The organism is Actinosynnema mirum DSM 43827, assembly GCF_000023245.1.
Lineage (GTDB): Bacteria > Actinomycetota > Actinomycetes > Mycobacteriales > Pseudonocardiaceae > Actinosynnema > Actinosynnema mirum.
On record NC_013093.1, the window covers coordinates 6278095 to 6297205 of the forward strand.

Consider the following 19111-nt stretch of genomic DNA (forward strand, 5'->3'; position numbering starts at 1 on the left):
GCGGGTTTAGCCGATTGAGACCACTCCCCCGCGCCGTTGACCCCCGTGCGTGCCCGGCGGCACGATCGGTTCCCCGTCACCGGCGTGACACGGGGAGGTGAACCCACTGGCAGAGGAGCAGCGAGCCGGGGTGATGTCGTCACGGCCCGCGACCATCGGGGAGCTGCTGGAGGCGCTGGGCGCGCTGGCGGGCGAGGCGGACCGGCTGGCCGAGTCGGCGCACGTGCTGCGGTGCGCGGCGGCGCGGTTGGTGGGGGCGGCGACGGCGGGGTCGGTGGGGACGGCGGCGCGGCGCGCCGAGGAGGCGCACCTGGAGCTGGAGGTGGCGCTGCGCGACGTGCGGGACGCGCTGCGACCATTGCCCTGGACGCCCTCCAAGGACGAGGATGGCCGCCCGATGGTCTAATCGTCGACGCCGCCGAGAACACCGCATTGGATGTCCATGACCTCAGGTCTGCCCTGTCCTCTGTGCGAGGGGCCCGAACGCCGGGGGGCGCTCGGGCGGCCGTTGCGGGTGCTCGCCGTGGACGACGAGCCGCCCGCGCTGGAGGACCTCGTCTACCTGCTGCGGTCCGATCCGAGGGTCGGGCACGTGGAGGCGGTCGGGGACGCGACCAAGGCGCTGCGCACGCTGCACCGGGCCATGGACGCGGGGCAGCCGGTCGACGCGGTGTTCCTGGACATCCGGATGCCGGGCCTGGACGGGTTGGACCTGGCGCGGGTGCTGTCCCGGTTCGCGCAGCCGCCGCCCATCGTGTTCGTGACCGCGCACCAGGAGCCGGCGGTGGAGGCGTTCGAGCTGAAGGCGCTCGACTACCTGCTGAAACCGGTGCGGCAGGAGCGGTTGGCCGAGTCGGTGCACCGGATCGTGCACGAGGTGCTGGAGAGCAGGCCGGTCGAGCAGCCCGCGCCGCAGGCCGCGCCGGTCGAGCGGGCGCCGGACGTGGGCGACGAGGTCATCCCGGTGGAGCTGGGCGGGATCACCCGGTTCATCCGGCTCGCGGAGATCCGCTACGTGGAGGCGCACGGCGACTACGCGCGGCTGCACACGGCGACCGGCAGCGGGCTGGTGCGGGCGGCGCTGAACGGGCTGGAGGAGCGCTGGCGCAGCGCCGGGTTCGTGCGCATCCACCGCAGCCACCTGGTGTCGCTCGGGCACATCGACGAGCTGCGGCTGGAGGACGGGCACCTGAGCGTGAACATCGGGGGGGCGGTGCTGCCGGTGAGCAGGCGGCACGCCCGGCACCTGCGGCAGCTCCTGGTGCGGCGCAACCGGCAGCCGTCGTGAGCCGGAGGTCCGGGGAGCCGGGCTCGGGCGGTCCGGGTGGCCGCGAGCACGGTCCCGCGCCCGCGCCCACCCAGCGCGTCGTGGTGACCAGCCCCCGCACCCGCGCCCCGCGCGCGCCCCGCCCCTACCCCGCGTCCCGCGAGATCGACGAGCAGAGCGAGCTCGGCGCGGTCTACATGCGGTCGCTGATCCGCTCGCAGCGCAGGCTCGGCTTCACGCTGTGCGCGGTGGTGTGCGGGGCGGTCTCCGCGCTGCCGCTGCTGTTCGCGCTCGTCCCCGGCGTCGCCGAGCAGCGGCTGCTCGGGTTGCAGCTGCCGTGGCTGCTGCTGGGCGTGCTGGTGTTCCCGGTGCTGGTGGGGGCGGGCTGGTTCTACGTGCGGCAGGCCGAGCGCGGCGAGGCCGAGTTCGCCGAGCTGGTGGAGCGTTCGTGAGCAGCACGTACGGCCTGGTCGCCGTGCTGCTGGTGGTGCTGGGCACGATGCTGGTCGGCGGGTACGGGCTGCGGGTGTCGCGGACGACGTCGGACTTCTTCGTGGCGTCCCGGACCGTGTCCCCGTGGTGGAACGCCTCGGCGATCGGCGGCGAGTACCTGTCGGCGGCGTCGTTCGTGGGCATCGCGGGGCTGGTGTTCGCGCACGGGCCGGACATGCTGTGGTTCCCGGTCGGCTACGCGGCGGGCTACCTGGTGCTGCTGGCGCTGGTCGCGGCCCCGCTCAGGCGCAGCGGCGCGTACACGCTGCCGGACTTCGCGGAGGCCCGGTTCGGCTCGCCGGTGGTGCGGGCGGTGGCGTCGGGGCTGGCGCTGGGCATCGGGTGGCTGTACCTGCTGCCGCAGTTCCAGGGCGCGGGGCTGACCCTGCACACGGTCATCGGCACGCCGAGCTGGGTGGGCGCGGCGATGGTGGCGGTGGTGGTGACGGCGAACGTGCTGTCCGGCGGGATGCGCAGCGTGACGTTCGTGCAGGCGTTCCAGTACTGGCTCAAGCTGACCGCGATCGCGGTGCCCGCGGTGTTCCTGGTGCTGGCGTGGCAGGCGCAGGGCGCGCGGGGCGTGTCGACGGAGGACTTCCCGGTGTTCCCGCGCGAGACGTCGGTGTCGTTCGAGCGGACGACGGTGGTCGACGTGCGGGAGCCGGTCGGGTTCAGCGGCGCGGGCGAGGTCGACGGCGAGCGGGTGGACGGGCTGGTGCTGCTGGAGGGCGGCGAGCACACCATCGCGGCCGGGTCGCGGCTGGTGTTCCCGCAGGGGGCCGCGGTGCCGCACCTGAAGTCGATCCCGCAGACCACCGGGGCGGGCTGGTCGCTGCCCAGCAGCGGCGTGGAGCGGTTCGGGCTGTACTCGGTGTACTCGCTGATCATCGCGACGTTCCTGGGCACGATGGGGCTGCCGCACGTGATCGTGCGCTTCTACACCAACCCGAACGGCCGGGCGGCGCGGCGCACCACGCTGATCGTGCTGGGGCTGCTGGGCGTGTTCTACCTGATGCCGCCGCTGTACGGGGCGCTCGGGCGGTTGTACACGCCGGAGCTGCTGATGACCGGGGACACCGACGCGGTGGTGCTGGTGCTGCCGAGCCGGGTCGTCGGCGGGCTCGGCGGGCAGCTGCTGGGGGCGCTCGTGGCGGGCGGGGCGGTGGCGGCGTTCCTGTCGACCTCGTCGGGGTTGATCGTGTCGCTGGCCGGGGTGCTGAGCCGGGACGTGCTGCGGTTGCGCGGGGTGCGCGGGTTCCGGCTGGCGACGCTGGTGGCGGTGACCGCGCCGCTGCTGGTGACGCCGCTGCTGGGGCGGGTGCCGGTGGCGGACGTGGTGGGGCTGGCGTTCGCGGTGGCGGCGTCGTCGCTGTGCCCGCTGCTGGTGCTGGGGATCTGGAGCACGCGGATCACGACGGTCGGCGCGGTCGCCGGGATGCTCGCGGGCGGGGTCCCGGCGCTGGCGGCCGGGATGGTGACGATCGCGGCGGGACCGAGCGACGCCTGGTACCACGCGCTCCTGGCGCGCCCGGCGGCGTGGACGGCGCCGCTGGGGTTCGTGGTCATGTACGCGGTGTCGCTGGCGACGCCGAAGCGGGTGCCACCGGGGGTGAACCACGTGATGGTGCGGTTGCACGCGCCGGAGAACCTGGGACTGCGCAGTCAGGACCGGTTGTGACGGCGCTGGGGACGGCGGGCGCGGTGCTGCTCGCCGGGGTCGCGGTGGTGGTGACGCTGTGGTGGACGTCCAAGCGGCGCAACGACTTCGTGACGCAGGAGCAGCGGATCACGTTCGAGACGCTGCACACGGCGTGGTCGGCGGCCCCGCCGCTGCGGGCCGGGCTGGTGCCGGACGCGGCGCGGAAGTCGGCGCGGCACCTGAGGACGCTGCTGGGGACGCCTGCGCTGGCGCTGACCGACGAGGAGCAGGTGGTCGCCTGGGAGGGCGCCGGGGAGCACCACTCGGCGGAGGCGCTGGGGTTGGCGCGGGAGGTGTTCGCGACCGGGCGGACGCGGGCGTTCGACGTGTCGTGCGTGGAGGCGGACTGCCCCGTGCACACGGCGGTGCTGGCGCCGTTGACGGTGGAGGGGCGGGTGGTCGGGGTGCTGGCGGCGTACAGCCGGGAGGCGTCGGCGGGGTTGGTGCGGGCGACCAACGAGGTGGCGCGGTGGGCGTCGGGGCAGCTGGAGCTGGCGGAGCTGGACCGGTCGCGGACCCGGTTGGTGGAGGCGGAGGTGCGGGCGCTCCGGGCGCAGATCTCGCCGCATTTCATCTACAACTCGCTGTCGGCGATCGCGTCGTACGTGCGGACGAACCCGGAGCGGGCGCGGACGTTGTTGTTGGACTTCGCGGACTTCACGCGGTACTCGTTCCGGCGGGCGGGGGACTTCACGACGCTGTCGGAGGAGCTGAGGTCGATCGACCAGTACCTGGCGCTGGAGCGGGCGCGGTTCGGCGAGCGGTTGCAGGTGACGCTGCAGATCGCCCCGGAGGTCCTGCCGGTGACGGTGCCGTTCCTGTGCTTGCAGCCGCTGGTGGAGAACGCGGTGCGGCACGGGATGGAGGGGAAGGTCGGGCCGGGGCTGATCTCGATCACGGCGGAGGACGCGGGGGACGAGGCTCGGATCACCGTGGAGGACGACGGGATCGGGATGGACCCGGACGCGCTGCGGCGGACTCTGGCGGGGAAGGTGGGGGCCACGGCGGGGATCGGGTTGGGGAACATCGACGAGCGGTTGCGGCGGTGTTATGGGGACGACTACGGGTTGGTCGTGGAGACCGCGCAGGGGTTGGGGACGAAGGTGAGCGTGCGGGTGCCGAAGTACCGGGCTGGGGTGCACGCGGACTAGCGGGGGGTGCTGCTCCGCAGATCGCGAAGATGGTCACTGCGCGCCTACGCGCGAAAAGTGCTGGACGACGAACCCACTCCCCACCAGGACTAGCCCTCGTCACCCCACCAACAACAGCACCCCCGCCAGCGCCACGACCACCGCCGTGCCGCCGTGCATCCCGTACGCCAACGCGCGGTTCCCCTTGTGCCGCAGGATGGTCAGCATGTCGCCGACCGGGGTGAGGGCGGCGGCCAGGAGCACGTAGCCGGTCAAATCCGGGTGCCCCAGGGCAAGCGGGATCAGGATCACCAGCCCGGAGACCACGTCGCGCACGCCCTTCAGGTTCAGCCAGCCGGTTTCCCCCGGTTCCTCCGGCCGGACGGGCAGGCCGAACGTGCTCGCGATGCGCTGCGGCACGAGCAGGTACAACCCGCCGATCACGATGATGCCCAGCGCGGCGGCGACGGTCAGAACCACGGCTAACGAGTGCACAGCACCCTCCTAGCGTTGCTAGATTTTCGATCAACGCTAGCACTAGCAGCGATCAGTTGGCTAGCAGCGCTAGGATCGCCCCCATGTCAGCACAGCAGCGCCGGGAGCGGGAACGGGCGGAGCGGCGGGGGGCGATCGTCGGGGCGGCGCGCGAACTGGCCGAGGCCGAGGGGTGGGAGGCGGTCACCACGCGGCGGCTCGCCGAGCTGATCGAGTACAGCCAACCCGTGCTGTACAGCCACTTCTCCGGCAAGGACGCGATCATCGCGGCGGTCGCCGTCGAGGGGTTCGCGGAGCTCGCCGAGCGGCTCGGGGGCGCGGACGGGCTGGTCGGGCTCGCGCGCGCCTACACCGGGTTCGCGGAGGACAACCCGGCTTGCTACGACGCGATGTTCACCCTCTCCGCACCGCTCGCGTTCGACGCGCCGGACACCCCGCAGCCGCTGCGCGACGCGTTCACCGCGCTGCGGGACGTCCTGGCGCCCCTGAGCCCCCAGGGCGACCCGGACGTGTTCACCGAGGTCGTCTGGGGCGCGCTGCACGGGCAGGTGCTGCTGGCCCGAGGCGGCCGGTTGCCCGAGGCGAGGCGGGACGCGCGGTTGGCCGCGCTGGTGGAGCTGGCCGGGGCGCGGCCGTAGCACCCCCGAACCTTCGGGAACGCCCGCGCCCCACCGCCTTCCGGGTGATCGCCGCCGACACCCGGTCCGCCCGCCGACTACCGCCGGGAACTCATCCGGTCGCCCGAGTGCCCCGCCGCTCCGCCGCCTCCACGATCATCCGCAGCCAGTCCGCGTCCTCGAACCGCCCCTCCTCCGCGATCCGCCGCAGCCTGATCCACAACCCGGTGTCGGTCCACTCCTGGAACCTCCGGTGCACCGTCGGCACCGTCACCCCGAACGTCGCGGGCAGGTGCCGCCAGGCGCACCCGCTCGTCAGCACGAACGCGATCGCGGTGAACACCGCCCGGTCCGACACGCGCCCGCGACCACCCCCCTGCCGCCGCACCTTCGCGGGCGGGATCAGCGGTTCCACCGCCGTCCACAGCGCGGGCGGGACTATCCGGGACGCCAACCGCTCCACCACGTCCGCCTGCGCGGGCCGCGTTGGCGGCTCCTGCGGTCGCCTGCTCCACTGCTGCCCCTCGCCGCTGCGCTGGCGGGCGCGCAGCAGCGCCGCGAGGGCCGCGTCCTCCGCCGGGCGGCGCGGGGCCACGGCCGGGTGGGCGTGCTGGCGCGCGTGGCGGACGATCTCCGCGCCCACCGTTCGGCCGAACGGTTGCGGCGCGGTGGCGGAGCTGGGGATCTGCTCGCTCATCAGGCTCCTCCGAGAACGCGATCGTGACGACCATCACGCTAGGAAGTCGGTCGGTCGGCTATAACCGCCCGCGCGCCGAGCGGACGCCTCCAGCGTCGCGCGGACCCCTGACGAGGCTGGGCGGCACCCCAGGCACGACGAGCGGATGAACGGTCTTTGCCGCGCTGGCTACCCTCGGCTTCGTGACACGCCGACCACGCCTGCTCGCGACGAGCGACCTGCACGTGACGTACCAGCAGAACCGGGAGTTCGTCACCGAGCTGACCGCGCCATCGCCGGACGACTGGCTGATCGTCGCCGGTGACGTGGGCGAGAAGTTCCACGACGTCGAGTGGGCGCTCGGCCTGCTGCGCAAGCGGTTCCGCGAGGTCGTCTGGGTGCCGGGCAACCACGAGCTGTGGACCACCAAGGACGACCCGGTGCAGAGCCGGGGCGAGGTGCGCTACCGGCAGCTCGTGGAGATGTGCCGCTCGCTGGGCGTGCACACCCCCGAGGACCCGTTCCCGGTGTTCGACGGCGAGGGCGGTCCGGTGGCCGTCGCGCCGCTGTTCACCTTGTACGACTACACCTTCCGGCCGGCGGGCACGACCGACAAGGAGTCCGCGCTGGCCAAGGCCGTCGAGGCCGGGGTGGTGTGCACCGACGAGTACTTCCTGCACCCGGACCCGCACCCGAGCCGCGACGAGTGGTGCCGCGCCCGGATCGCGGAGAGCGCGCGCAGGCTGGACGAGGTCGACCACGAGCTGCGGACGGTGCTGATCAGCCACTGGCCGCTCGTGCGCGACCCCACGCTGGTGCTGCGGTACCCGGAGTTCGCGCTGTGGTGCGGAACCGAGCTGACCGCCGACTGGCACCTGAAGTACCGCGCGGCCGTCGCGGTGTACGGGCACCTGCACATCCCGCGCACCATCCGGGTGGACGGGGTGCGCTTCGACGAGGTGTCGCTGGGCTACCCGCGCGAGTGGAAACCGCGTGGCTGGACCGGGGCTCCGCTGCTGGACGTGCTGCGGGAAGGGGACGCGCGGTGATCGAGGAGCTGCTGCCGGACGGGGTCGCCGCGGTGGAGGCGTTCGGCGACCCGCCGGAGGCCGTGCTGCTGCCCGAGGAGGAGGAGCACGTGGCGCGCGCGGTGGACAAGCGGCGCCGCGAGTTCACCACGGGCAGGCACTGCGCGCGCGGGGCGCTGGCGAAGCTGGGGTTCCCGCCGGTGCCGCTGCTGCCCGGCCCGAAGCGGGAACCGGGGTGGCCGGAGGGCGTGGTCGGCAGCATCACGCACTGCAACGGGTACCGGGCGGCCGTCGCCGCGCGCACCGAGGCCGTGTGGACGCTGGGCATCGACGCCGAGCCGAACCAGCCGACCCCGGAGGGCGTGCTGGCGGCGGTGGCCCTCCCGCGCGAGCAGGACATGGTGGCGCTGCTGGGGGGACGCGACTCGTCGGTGCACTGGGACCGGCTGCTGTTCAGCGCCAAGGAGTCGGTGTACAAGTCGTGGTTCCCGCTGACCCGGCGGTGGCTGGGCTTCGAGGACGCCGAGCTGGTGCTCGGCCGCGACGGCACGTTCACCGCGCGCGTGCTCGTGGAGCACCCGGTCGTGGACGGGCGCGTGGTGTCCGGGTTCACCGGCAGGTGGTTGGCGCGGGAGGGGTTTGTGGTGACCGCGATCGCGGTACCCGCTCGCTGACCCGTGCGCCGCGATCCGGAAGCGGCCTCGGCAGGGGCCGCGCACCGGGCGCGGTGGTGGAGGGGCGCAGTGGGCGACGACGTCGAGCGGCACGAGTTCAGCCGCGAGGACCGGACGCGCTACCGCACGAAGGTGCGGCGGTGCCTGGACGTGTTCACCCGGATGCTGGAAGAGGAGCGGTTCGAGGTCGACCGGCCCATGACCGGGCTGGAGATCGAGCTGAACCTGGTGGACGAGGCCGGGGACCCGGCGATGCGCAACGCCGAGGCGTTGGAGGCCATCGCCGACCCGGACTTCGTCACCGAGCTGGGCCAGTGGAACGTGGAGATCAACGTGCCGCCGCGCGAGCTGGCGGGCGGCGGGTTCGCGGAGCTGGAGGCCACGGTCCGCACCAGCCTGAACCAGGCGGAGAAGCGGGCGCGGGAGGTCGACGCGCACATGGTGATGGTCGGGACGCTGCCGACGTTGCAGGCCAGGCACATGGCGGTGGACGCGCTGTCCGGGAACCCGCGCTACGCGCTGCTCAACGAGCAGGTGCTGGCGGCGCGCGGCGAGGACCTGGAGATCAACGTCGACGGGGCCGAGCGGTTGCAGATGACCGCGGACTCGATCGTGCCGGAGGCGGCGTGCACGAGCACGCAGTTCCACCTGCAGGTGTCGCCTGAGCGGTTCCCTGCGTACTGGAACGCGGCGCAGGCCATCGCGGGCGTCCAGGTGGCGGTCGGGGCGAACTCGCCGTTCCTGCTGGGGAAGGAGCTGTGGCCGGAGACCCGGATCGCGCTGTTCCAGCAGGCCACGGACACCCGCAGCGACGAGCTGAAGGAGCAGGGCGTCCGGCCTCGGGTGTGGTTCGGGGAGCGGTGGATCACGTCGATCTTCGACCTGTTCGAGGAGAACGTGCGGTACTTCCCGGCGCTGCTGCCGATCTGCGCCGAGGAGGACCCGGAGCGGGTGCTCGCGGACGGCGGCGTGCCGTCGCTGGCGGAGCTGCGGCTGCACAACGGGACGATCTACCGGTGGAACCGGCCGGTGTACGACGTGGTGGACGACCGGCCGCACCTGCGGGTGGAGAACCGGGTGATGCCCGCCGGGCCGACGGTCGTGGACACGATGGCGAACGCGGCGTTCTACTACGGGCTGGCGCACGCGCTGGCGCAGGACGAGCGGCCGGTGTGGTCGCAGATGTCGTTCTCGGCGGCGGAGGAGAACTTCCTGGCCGGGGCGCGGCGGGGGATCGACGCGCAGGTGTACTGGCCGGGGCTGGGGACGGTCCCGGTGGTGGAGCTGGTGCTGCGGCGGCTGCTGCCGCTGGCGCACGAAGGGCTGGTCGGGCTCGGCGTGGACGAGCGGGAGCGGGACCGGCTGCTGGGGATCGTGGAGCAGCGGTGCCTGCGCGGGGTGAACGGGGCGACGTGGCAGACGCGCGCGTTCCACCGGGCGTACGACGGGACGTCCCTGGAGCGGCCGGAGGCGCTGCGGCGGGTGCTGCGGGGGTACCGGGATCTGATGCACACGAACGAGCCGGTGCACTCGTGGCCGGTGGCGGGGTGAGGGTGCGGATCGCCACCTGAACGGCGGTACCACGCACAAAGTCTGACCAAGTCCGCACAATTGCTGTTACATAAAGCGCATACGATCCAGCTTGTTCACCCACAAGGGTGCATAGGACGATTACTCGGCGTGTCGATTATCAGGTTTTGATCAAGCCGTCTTAGGCTGCTGGAAGCCGCTCTCCACGTGGTGCGGCGTCGGGGTCAGGCCTGTCAGTCAACTCGCCCTGGATGGTTCGCCGGTGCACCTTGCAAACTTCTCGATTCGCGGTTTTCGCTCGCTGGCCGAGGTCGAGGACATCCCCATCGGGAGTCCGACGATCTTGGCCGGACCCAATGACGGCGGCAAGTCATCAGCGCTCGACGCGGTGAAGTTCCTGCTGGGCCGCTACTCCCCCATCGAGGACGACCGCACCTACCTGGAGGGCGAGTCCGACGGTGGGCGCGCCGACATCGACGTCAGCGGCCGGTTCCTGCTCGACGAGTGGGAGCAGGAGAAGTTCTCGCTGCCCGCCGTGATCAAGCTGCGCCGGATCATGGAGTACGACCAGGACGCGCGCTACGAGGTGTGGGGGCCGATCCCTGACGACGAGGACCTGCGCGACCTCTCCCGGTCGAAGGTCTCGGACTTGAGGGAGCTGGTGCAGAAGTACGGCCTTCGCCCGCAGTCACCCGGCAACAAGCCCGAACTGCTGGCGGCGGTACAGGAGTACGCGCGGGGGCACTCCAGCGGCGAGGGGTGGACGGGCGCACCGCCGAACCTGACCAACCGCCTGCCGCACGTCGTGACGTTCACGGGCAAGACGCTGGACCCGGAAGCCGCAGTCGCAGAGATCCTGGGGCAGCAGCTGAAGGGGTACTTGCAGGAGGAGAGCACCCGCAAGCAGATCGAAGTGCTGGAGGGCGACGCGCAGGACTGGCTCGTCGCTCAGGCGCAGCCGCTCGTCGACCACATCACCCGACGCTGCAAGGACATCACCGAGGTCGCGGTGAAGCCCGACATCTCCATGAGCCCTCGCCTGCGCTCGGCCTCGCTGCGGTTGAGGCGCTCGACAGGAGAGCAGGTCCGGCTGGACCGATCCGGTCAGGGCAGCGCGCGGCGGATCTCGCTGGCGGTCTGGGAGGCGTCCACCGACATCCTGGTCGAGGAGCAGCAGGACGAGGAGATGTTGGCGGAGAACGGCCCGCCGGTGCCGACGATCGTGGTGTACGACGAGCCCGACACCCACCTCGACTACCACTACCAGCGGGAAGTCATGGAGCTGATCCGCGAGCAGTGCCGGGTGCCGAATACCAGCGTGGTGGTGGCCACCCACTCCATGAACCTGATCGACGGCGTGGACCTGCAGGACGTCGTGCGGCTCGAACTGGACGGGACGAGGCGCACTCGCGTCGAGCGGCTGGGTGCGGCCACCGGACACGATGGGTTCGACCTGCACCTGCAGTCCATCGCCACTGCGGTCGGTCTGCGCAATTCGGTGCTGCTGCACGAGCGGTGCTTCTTGGCCGTGGAAGGGGAAACCGAGCAGAAGGCCATCCCGGTCCTGTTCAAGCTCTCCGAGGGCCTGCAACTCCAGTCGGCAGGCATCGCGCTGTGGGCTTGCGATGGGAACTCCGGCGCGCTGGATCTGGCGAGCTACCTGCACGAGCACGGGCGAACCGTGGTGTTGCTGATCGACGCCGACTGCGAGGTCAAGGACAGGATGTTCCGGGAAGCCGCTCTGCAGAGGGTTTTCGGCCGGGAGGGCTACCACAAGGTCGTCAAGTTCCTGGGCAAGCGCCAGGGCGTCATGGAGCTTGAGGAGTTGTTTGACGACGCCACCTGGGCGGAGACCGCTAATGCGCAGTGGCCGCGCGTGGACGGAGCTCCCTGGAGTCCGGATGACTTCGCCGCTCACCGAACCGGCAGGAAGTTCAGCGAGGGTGTTGTCACCATGCTGAAGGAGGAGGGAGAGACCTCTCCTTCAGGCAAGCCCGCTCTGGTGATGGCGGTCGTCAACCGCCTGAAGAGTCCGGAACAGGTACCAGAGGGGCTGCGGGACGCCTTCGCCGATCTGAAGGAACTGGCGAACTGAGGTCTTCAGCGGGGCCGGGGAGACGGGCCCTCCGCCGAGCGAGCATGCGCTCCTTGCGCTGCTCTGCGGCGGGTGCGGCCCACACGTGCCACTTCACCTCGGGGGCCCACCGCTGAGCGTGGCTAAACTCGTCTACCCCGCACCAGCGGCACCCGTTCGGGCTAACTACTGCCTCGCGCTCTCTCGCATCACCCATCGCTTCCTCCCGTGGACATTTGTACCGCGCACCCCTGACAAAAACGGCCCCTGAGCAGGCTCAAGACCCATTAGCGGGTTCCCGTGGCGGTGGCGCGGAAACAGGTGCGCCACCGCCCGAGGGGTGCTAGGCGTCAGCCCTTCGCCGCCACCCGCGCCCCGACCCCGCGCGCCAGCCCCTCCAGATCCCGCTCCCCCTCACGGGTCTGCGCACCAGCCGCCATCATCCCCGCCAGCAGCTCCCCCGCCGCGGGCCGCGCGAACAGCCCCGCCCACTCCTCGTGCTCGCGCACCAGCCCCGCCGACAGGTCCTCCGCCGGGATCGCGCGCTTGGTCGCCGCGATCACCCCCTCCGGCAGGGCCGCGATGTTCGCCGCCAGGCGGTCCACGAAGGCGTCCAGCTCGTCGGCGGGCAGCGCGCGGTTCACCCAGCCGTAGCGCTCCGCCGTCTCCGCGTCGAACAGGTCCGCGCCCAGCACGATCTCCAGCGCCCGGTTCCGCCCCGTCCTGGCCGTCACGTACTGCGTCCCGCCGCCGCCGGGCACGATCCCGCCCGGAGCCTCGACCTGCCCGAGCCCGGCCCGGCCGATCGCCGCGAACACCAGGTCCGCCGCCGCGACGAACTCCGCGCCTCCCCCGCGCGCCTTGCCCGCCAGCTTCACGATGCTCACCTGCGGCTGCCCGCGCAGCAGCTCCCCCAGCGCCTGGAACGCGTTGACGCCCTCGGGCAGGTCCGCCGACAGCTCCACGACCTGCTCGGGCGTGGTGGTCATGTCGACGTGCGCCAGGAAGAACTCGGGGTCGGCGCTGTCGAACACGATCACCCGCGCCGACTCGTCCGAGCGCAGCGCGACGAGGAGCCGCTTCAGCTCGGTGATCAGCCGGGCGTCGAGGACGTTCACCGGCGGGTTGTCGACGGTCACGCGGACGACGCCGTTCTCGGCGCGCACCCGCAGCGGCGCGTGGGTCATGTGTGCTCTCCCCGTGGTCTGACCGGCGTCCGGAAGGGCCGGTCGATTCCTGTCGGACACCACCCTGGGATAGCCTCTGACCTGCGTCAACAACGCACATCAAGGTGCTCAGGGCACAGCGGTGATACCGATGGAGGTAGACGGTGGGGGACGGTCGGGCGATCGGTTCGCGCGAGGCGCCGGAGTTCCGGGTGGACTGCCCGAGCAGGCCGATCCTGGACCAGATCGCGGACAAGTGGTCGATGATGGCGCTCGCCGTGCTGGAGGACGAACCCCGCCGGTTCAACGACATCAAGCGCCGCCTGGAGGGCGTGACGCAGCGGGTGCTCACGCACACCCTGCGCCGGCTGGAGCGCAACGGGATGGTGGAGCGGCGGGTGCTGCCGACGTCTCCGGTGGGGGTGGAGTACGCGCTGACGCCGCTGGGGCGGTCGCTGCGGGAGCCGTTCTGGCAGCTGCTGGAGTGGACGCTGGAGCACTCCGGGGAGGTCGAGCGCGCGCGGCGGGCGTACGACGGGGAGCGCTAGTGGGTCTTCCACTCCGAGGCGAGCTCGGGCAGCAGGACGCGCCACGGGAGCGCGGCGAGCACGTCCTGGCGCACGGACAGCACGAGGCGGCCGGGTTCGGCGCCCGCGTCGACCCACACGACGCTGAGCGCCTCGCCACCGCGCGCCCGCGCCGGATCGCCCCCGACGACGACCCGGCGCGAGCTGGTGCCGCCGTCCGACAGCTCGGAGTGCCGGGCGGTGAGGGCCTCGACGGCGGCGGCGAGCCGGTCCTCCCCGAGGCCCGCCCTGACCCGAACCGTCATCGACTCGTAGGACGCGGCAGGAACGACCGGGGTCGTGGACACCGAACAACCACCTTCTCCGTTTAGGTAAGGCTAACCTAGCCTTAGAGTGGCGTGTTACAGGGGTGTGACGCGACCCCCGTGGCTGGGTATCGCCCGGAACCCCGGTCGCGATAGCCGGAGGCGGTGCAGATCACTCCGGTTGTCCGAAGGGACGCGCCCCACCGGCGGCCGGGCCGGTGGTCCTCGACCCGCGGGTCACCGCCTCAGTAATTGTCACCGCCGAAGAACTGCTCCTCCAGGGTGTCCGCCGTCCCGGCGACCAGCGCCAGCGGGTCGGTGAACTCGTGGATGTCCAACGTCTGCAGCGGCAGCGAGTGGCGCAGCACGACGTGCTCGCCCATGATCGCCGCGCCGCACGCGATCGACGAGTGGCCGATCTCCTCCAGCAGCGCCTTCAGGTCCACCGCCGACGCCAACCCCATCGGGGTCGCGATCTGGACCCACTCGTGCTTCCGGTCGAGCACCTCGCGGACCAGGATGATCACCTGCGTCCGCTCGTCCTCCTCGTCCAGGTGATCGAACGTGAACAGGATGCGGATCTCGTCATCCTCCTGGGCGATGACGTCGTACTGGTCGCGGACGTAAGCCGCCAGATCACCCCAAGTAGCCATCAGGCCACTCTAGGGCGCTTCCCCACCGCGATGGCCCACGATCCGGCGGCCAGCACGGCCACCACCTCGACCAGCACCAGCACCCGCTCGACGTACCCCAGCGGGAACACCCGCCACCACGCCGTGCCGCCCGACGCGTCCACCAGCAGCGCGTACACCAGCGGGCTCAGCGCGAGCACCGACAGCCAGCCCAGCGCGAACACCCGACGCGCGTGCGCGCCCCACGCCGCCGAGCGCAGCCACGGCCTCGACAGCAGCAGCGCCGCCACCGGCAGGCTCAGGAACGCGAGCACGCTCGCCACCCGGTGCACCGTGCCGCTCGCGCTCGGCCCGCCCATCGCCCAGTTGTGCTTGGGGAACAGCACGACCAGCGTCAACCCGGCCGACCACAGCGCCATCGCCACCGCGCCCGGCGACCACCACCGCGCCACCCCGGCCCGCACCAGCGCGACCAGGATCGCCACCGACCCGGCCGCGAGCAGCAGCACGCCGACGTCGAACACCCACTTCTGCGGGCCCAGCGCGTACTCGCTGATGGTCCGCCGCAGGCTGTAGGGGTTGGTGACGGCGCGGTGCAGGTCGAGGCCGCCGATCAGGGCGACGGTCAGCACCACGGCCAGGGCGCCCCCCGGTCCGACGAACCGGGAGGGCGCAGCGATCTCCGCGTTCAGCACAACGGGCAAAACGGGCGCGCGGGCTGCGGGGTTCCCCGGTTCAGGAAACCGACAGGAGCCGCGCGGGGGTCAGCGCACCGCGAGCGGCAGGTCGGCCGGGGAGCCGACGGGCCACTTCAGCGGGTCGTCGCCCAGCTCGGCCAGCGCCTCCACCTGCAGCAGGCACCACGGCGAGATCGGCCGGGCTCCGGAGAGGACGGCGGGCGCGAAGTCGGCCCAGGGGACCCACTCGACGTCGTCCACCTCGTCCGGGTTGGGCGCCGGTTCGGTGTCGATCACGCCCCGGTACACCGGGCACATCTCGTTCTCCACCACCCCGTTGTCCATCACCGCGCGGTACCGGAAGCCGGGCAGGACCAGGTCCAGCCCGACGTCCGGGAGCCCCAGCTCCTCGGCGAGCCGCCGCCGCACCCCGGCCTCCAGGTCCTCGCCCGGCGCGGGGTGACCGCAGCACGAGTTGGTCCACACGCCCGGCCAGGTCTTCTTGTGCAGCGCTCGCCGGGACAGCAGGAGTCTGCCGCCCCGGTCGAAGAGGTAGCTGGAGAACGCCAGGTGAAGCGGCGTCTCCTCGTGGTGCACAGTCGCCTTGTCGGCCTCGCCCACGGCCGCACCGGTCTCGTCCAGCAGCACAACCCGTTCCACGGTTGATCACCCTGCCACAGCGCTCCCCCGGACGGCGACCGCGCGATGGGGTGATCACACCCGCAGGACCGTGGCGACGACGCGCCGGACGGCGTCCTCGGTGGCGCCGGGGCCGGTGTGCAGGAGGTGGGTGGAGCCGACGAGCGCGGGACCGAGGGCGTCGGCGGGGAGGGTGTCGGGGAGGCGGCCCGCGGCGCGCTCGGCGTCGAGGTAGGCGGTGATGCGGACGGCGGCGTCGGTGAGGACCGGGACGCCTGCGGGCCAGGCGTCGCGGAGGCGGTCGCGGAGGGCGGTGCGGAAGGTGAGCAGGGGGACGACGGCGACCGCGGCCGAGGCGTAGAGGGCGGTGAGGGCGGAGGTGAGGTTGTCGACCACCTCGGCGCGGCCGACCTGGTCGGGGAGGCTCTCGACCTCGGGGGTGGGGCGGGCGGCGCGGTCGAGGACGAACTCGGCGAGGAACGCGTCGAAGTCCGCGAAGTGGCGGTGCAGGACGCCCTTGGCGAAGGACGCCTCGGTGGTGACGGCACGGCTGGTGAGGCCGCTGGGGCCGTCGCGGAGCAGGACTCGCTCGGCGGCGTCGAAGAGCTGGTTGCGCGCGTCCTGGATCGCCACGCCTGTGGGCACTCCGGGTCTCCTCTCGGGCGGGGGGCAGTTTAGCCGGGGACGGTTGAGTGGGCGGATGCCCACTTAGAGTGGGCGGATGCCCATTCATGAGTCGCCGCACGACGCCCGCGAGATCGCCGAGTCGTTCGGCACGGACGCGGACCGCTACGACCGAACCCGTCCCTCTTACCCATCCGGGGTGGTGGAGGCGGTGTTAGCTGCACTTTCCGGTGGTGTGGGGGTGGGGGGCGGCGCGGGGGTCGGGGACGCGCCGGGGGTGCTGGACGTGCTGGACGTGCTGGACGTCGGCTGCGGGACCGGGATCGTCGCGCGGCAGTTCCGGGACGCCGGTTGCCGGGTGCTGGGAGTCGAGCCGGATGCCCGGATGGCTGAGTTCACCCGCAGGGGTGGGATTCCGGTGGAGGTCGCGCGGTTCGAGGAGTGGGAGACGGCGGGGCGACGCTTTGACGCGGCCGTGTGCGGCCAGGCGTGGCACTGGATCGCCCCTGACGCGGGAGCCGCACGTGCCGCCGACGTGCTGCGTCCGGGTGGGGTGCTGGCGATCTTCTGGAACGCGGCGCGGGTGGCGGGCGAGGTGGGCGAGCGGTTCGACGAGGTGTGCCGGGGTTTGCTGCCCGGTGACTTGGGCAAGGGCGCCGGGGCCTTCGGCGGCGACTACTCGCCGCTGGGCGACCGGGCGGTCGTGGGCATCAAGACGACCAACGCCTTCGAGGAACCGATCCGGCTGCGATTCCCCTGGGAGCGGGTGTACCAGCGGGACGAGTGGCTGGACCTGCTGCCGACGACCGGTTTGTTCACCCGGATGCCGCGTGAGTTGCTGACGCGGGTGCTTGACGAGGTCGGGGCGACGATCGACTCGGTGGGCGGGGAGCTGACGGTGACCTACACCTGCGAAACGGTCATCGCCCGACGCAGCGCTGAATAGCGCCACTGAACAACGGGATGCCCTTGCGGCCTGCCTGACGATGCCCCTGCGGCCTGCCTGACACCGGGTGAACGGCCCACTCACCCATGGTTGAACGGTCCGTTCAACCGAGAGCGAGCAAGCTCGCCGGTTGAACGGTCCGTTCAACCGAGTTCGAGCGTGGGTACGGCGGTTGAACGGACCGTTCAACCGGGTTCAAGGATAGGCACGGCGGTTGAACGGACCATTTAACCGAGCACGAGCGCAAGCACTGGCACCGGCCTCAGCAGCGGTGGTTGAACGGTCCGTTCAACCGGGTTCGAGCATGGGCATGACGGTTGAACGGTCCGTTCAACCGGGCTCAAGCACAGGCATGACGGTTGAACGGACCGTTCAACGGGGCTCAAGCACGGGCATAACGGTTGAACGGACCGTTCAACCGCGCCCCGCTGAACGGTCCGTTCAACCATGCCCAGTTGACATGCCCAGTTGAACGGGCCGTTCACTCACCTCCAGTTGCTCACACGCAGTTGAACGGACCGTTCAACCATGTGTAGGTGAGCGGGCCGTTCACTCACCCCCTGGTTGAACGGTCCGTTCAACCAGGGGGTGAGCGTGAGCGCAGGTACGGGCTGAGGGGTGAACGGACCGTTCAACCGGCCTGCACGGGTCTGGGCAGCGGCGGCGTGTGCGTGGAGGTTGCCTTCGCTGCTCGACGTGGGCGTCGCCGTGCGCAACTCGGTGCTGGGCGACGTGAAGACCGTCGTGCACTCATCTAGGCCGGGATCGGGTGTTCTTCCTCGGCGTGCAGGTGGGTGGGTTCGACGATCGTCTGATTTGGGCGTGCGGCGGGCGGCGTGCGGCGTGACGGCGCGTGGCGCGTGGTCTGGAGGCCTAGCCGACGCGGATTACGATCTTTCCGACTCGGTCGTCTTCGGTTTGGCGTGCGTGCGCGTTCTCCGCGTCCTCGAAGTCGAACACGCCGTCGATGACGGGGCGCAGGTTCAGGCGGGCCACTTCGGCTGCTACCGCTTCCAGTTCCAGGCGGTTTCCCACCGCCAGGGACCGGAGGGTCGCGCGGGTGCGGAAGATCGCGGACGTGCGCACCTCCTCGCGTGACGGCGCGACCAGGGCCACCTCGCCGAACGGGCGCAGTGCGCTGAGCGAGCGCGTCAAACCCGCGCCGACCTCGATCACGCGGTGGGCGCCGCCGAAGCGGGTCCACACCTCGGACGGCCAGTCCGGGGTCGTCACCCGGTTGATGACCTCCGCGCCGAGGGTGGCGAGCAGGTCGGCCTTGGGGGCGGTGGACGTCGTGGCTACGACCCGCGCGCCGCGTGCGACCGCCAGTTGCACGACGAACAGGGACACTCCGCCCGTGCCCTGGGTGAGCACGACGTCGCCCTCGCCGACGCCGTGCAGCGCTACCCACGCGGTGGTCGCGGCGCACGGGAGGGTCGCGGCGGTCTCGTCGTCGACGCCGGTCGGGATCGCGGCCAGGGCTTCCTCGGGGATCACGCGGTGCTCGGCCAGCCAGCCGTCGACGTCGATCGAGTACTGCTCGCCGCTGGTGGGGACGGGTTGGGTGGTCCAGCCGGGGAGGAAGGCGCCCACCACGCGGTCTCCCACGGCGAACCTGGTGACGTCATCACCGAGTGCTACTACCTCGCCTGCGCCATCCGACAGGGGGATCACGCCTGGGGTGGGTTGTGCGGCGTAGTTGCCTGCGCGGATCAGGACGTCGCGGTGGTTCAGGGACGCGGCCTTGACCTTGACCAGCACCTCGCCCGGACCTGCGGTCGGGGTGGGTTCGTCCACCGGGGTCCAGCGGTGGTCGGTCAGGCGGAACGCGCGCATCGGGGTCTCCACTCGTTCGGGTGGATTCCTACGGTAGGAACGGGGAGCAGGACTGGTGATACCTTTTCGTCGCTTTT

20 protein-coding genes and 1 pseudogene are annotated in these 19111 nt (G+C 71.7%); 12 read left to right on the top strand and 9 right to left on the bottom strand.

Going from position 1 to position 19111, the window contains the following annotated elements; translation table 11 throughout:
* The first annotated feature begins 97 nt into the window (after window positions 1–97).
* The 5 genes from AMIR_RS26160 to AMIR_RS26180 are packed head-to-tail and all read left to right on the top strand — an operon-like array spanning window position 98 to window position 4609.
* Window positions 98–406, top strand: a complete 309-nt coding sequence (locus AMIR_RS26160; RefSeq protein ID WP_143760895.1) for a hypothetical protein — start codon at window positions 98–100, stop codon at window positions 404–406.
* Between the two features lie 36 nt (window positions 407–442).
* Entirely contained in the window at window positions 443–1288 is an 846-nt protein-coding gene (locus tag AMIR_RS26165) for a LytR/AlgR family response regulator transcription factor (protein ID WP_015803984.1), read from the top strand.
* On the top strand, window positions 1285–1719 hold the full coding sequence (locus AMIR_RS26170; RefSeq protein ID WP_015803985.1) for a DUF485 domain-containing protein: 435 nt from the start codon (window positions 1285–1287) through the stop codon (window positions 1717–1719). The genes AMIR_RS26165 and AMIR_RS26170 overlap by 4 nt, the downstream gene beginning before the upstream one ends.
* The gene (locus tag AMIR_RS26175; protein WP_015803986.1) at window positions 1716–3437 is read left to right on the top strand and encodes a sodium/solute symporter; all 1722 of its coding nucleotides are present in this window, start codon (window positions 1716–1718) and stop codon (window positions 3435–3437) included. The genes AMIR_RS26170 and AMIR_RS26175 overlap by 4 nt, the downstream gene beginning before the upstream one ends.
* A complete protein-coding gene (locus AMIR_RS26180) occupies window positions 3434–4609 on the top strand; it encodes a histidine kinase (protein WP_015803987.1) in 1176 nt (391 codons plus the stop codon). Before AMIR_RS26175 ends, AMIR_RS26180 begins: the two co-directional genes overlap by 4 nt.
* A gap of 99 nt (window positions 4610–4708) precedes the next feature.
* On the opposite strand, the gene AMIR_RS26185 is transcribed toward AMIR_RS26180, so the two are convergent.
* Window positions 4709–5068, bottom strand: coding sequence for a DUF4267 domain-containing protein (locus tag AMIR_RS26185; protein ID WP_041837035.1), 360 nt, complete (start codon window positions 5066–5068; stop codon window positions 4709–4711).
* Between the two features lie 98 nt (window positions 5069–5166).
* Here AMIR_RS26185 and AMIR_RS26190 point away from each other — a divergent pair, with 98 nt between their 5' ends.
* Window positions 5167–5721 carry a TetR/AcrR family transcriptional regulator gene (locus tag AMIR_RS26190; RefSeq protein ID WP_015803989.1) on the top strand — a complete coding sequence of 185 codons (555 nt, stop codon included), beginning with the start codon at window positions 5167–5169 and terminating at the stop codon, window positions 5719–5721.
* Window positions 5722–5848: 127 nt separating this feature from the next.
* Here the strand turns inward: AMIR_RS26190 and AMIR_RS39615 are convergent.
* Window positions 5849–6166: pseudogene (locus tag AMIR_RS39615) on the bottom strand (transposase); the annotation flags it as partial.
* 413 nt (window positions 6167–6579) lie between these two features.
* Here AMIR_RS39615 and AMIR_RS26200 point away from each other — a divergent pair.
* The 4 genes from AMIR_RS26200 (at window position 6580) to AMIR_RS26215 (ending at window position 11703) form a co-directional block, all read left to right on the top strand.
* Window positions 6580–7425, top strand: coding sequence for a metallophosphoesterase family protein (locus tag AMIR_RS26200; protein ID WP_015803991.1), 846 nt, complete (start codon window positions 6580–6582; stop codon window positions 7423–7425).
* Entirely contained in the window at window positions 7422–8078 is a 657-nt protein-coding gene (locus tag AMIR_RS26205) for a 4'-phosphopantetheinyl transferase family protein (RefSeq protein WP_015803992.1), read from the top strand. Before AMIR_RS26200 ends, AMIR_RS26205 begins: the two co-directional genes overlap by 4 nt.
* Before the next feature lie 69 nt (window positions 8079–8147).
* Entirely contained in the window at window positions 8148–9629 is a 1482-nt protein-coding gene (locus AMIR_RS26210; RefSeq protein WP_015803993.1) for a glutamate-cysteine ligase family protein, read from the top strand.
* A 241-nt stretch (window positions 9630–9870) separates the two neighbouring features.
* The gene (locus AMIR_RS26215) at window positions 9871–11703 is read left to right on the top strand and encodes an ATP-dependent nuclease (RefSeq protein ID WP_015803994.1); all 1833 of its coding nucleotides are present in this window, start codon (window positions 9871–9873) and stop codon (window positions 11701–11703) included.
* Window positions 11704–12032: 329 nt separating this feature from the next.
* Here AMIR_RS26215 and AMIR_RS26220 read toward each other — a convergent pair whose 3' ends face one another.
* Complete coding sequence (locus AMIR_RS26220; RefSeq protein WP_015803995.1) at window positions 12033–12869, bottom strand: enoyl-CoA hydratase/isomerase family protein; 837 nt, start codon at window positions 12867–12869, stop codon at window positions 12033–12035.
* 143 nt (window positions 12870–13012) lie between these two features.
* On the opposite strand from AMIR_RS26220, the gene AMIR_RS26225 reads away from it, so the two are divergent.
* Window positions 13013–13396, top strand: coding sequence for a winged helix-turn-helix transcriptional regulator (locus tag AMIR_RS26225; protein ID WP_015803996.1), 384 nt, complete (start codon window positions 13013–13015; stop codon window positions 13394–13396).
* Here the strand turns inward: AMIR_RS26225 and AMIR_RS26230 are convergent.
* From AMIR_RS26230 to AMIR_RS26250, 5 genes are all read right to left on the bottom strand, one after another.
* Window positions 13393–13722: a condensation domain-containing protein gene (locus tag AMIR_RS26230; protein ID WP_015803997.1), complete on the bottom strand. Its 330-nt coding sequence runs from the start codon at window positions 13720–13722 to the stop codon at window positions 13393–13395. The genes AMIR_RS26225 and AMIR_RS26230 overlap by 4 nt on opposite strands.
* A gap of 203 nt (window positions 13723–13925) precedes the next feature.
* Window positions 13926–14333, bottom strand: coding sequence for a type III secretion system chaperone family protein (locus AMIR_RS26235; RefSeq protein WP_015803998.1), 408 nt, complete (start codon window positions 14331–14333; stop codon window positions 13926–13928).
* Window positions 14333–15007 (bottom strand): DUF998 domain-containing protein, encoded by a 675-nt coding sequence (locus AMIR_RS26240; protein ID WP_015803999.1) that lies wholly within the window; start codon window positions 15005–15007, stop codon window positions 14333–14335. Before AMIR_RS26240 ends, AMIR_RS26235 begins: the two co-directional genes overlap by 1 nt.
* A gap of 69 nt (window positions 15008–15076) precedes the next feature.
* Entirely contained in the window at window positions 15077–15649 is a 573-nt protein-coding gene (idi, locus tag AMIR_RS26245) for an isopentenyl-diphosphate Delta-isomerase (RefSeq protein WP_015804000.1), read from the bottom strand.
* Window positions 15650–15703: 54 nt separating this feature from the next.
* The gene (locus AMIR_RS26250; RefSeq protein ID WP_015804001.1) at window positions 15704–16273 is read right to left on the bottom strand and encodes a TetR/AcrR family transcriptional regulator; all 570 of its coding nucleotides are present in this window, start codon (window positions 16271–16273) and stop codon (window positions 15704–15706) included.
* A gap of 76 nt (window positions 16274–16349) precedes the next feature.
* On the opposite strand from AMIR_RS26250, the gene AMIR_RS26255 reads away from it, so the two are divergent.
* A complete protein-coding gene (locus tag AMIR_RS26255) occupies window positions 16350–17198 on the top strand; it encodes a class I SAM-dependent methyltransferase (protein ID WP_015804002.1) in 849 nt (282 codons plus the stop codon).
* Between the two features lie 873 nt (window positions 17199–18071).
* On the opposite strand, the gene AMIR_RS26260 is transcribed toward AMIR_RS26255, so the two are convergent.
* On the bottom strand, window positions 18072–18959 hold the full coding sequence (locus tag AMIR_RS26260) for a zinc-dependent alcohol dehydrogenase family protein (RefSeq protein ID WP_187313446.1): 888 nt from the start codon (window positions 18957–18959) through the stop codon (window positions 18072–18074).
* Window positions 18960–19111: the final 152 nt, after the last annotated feature.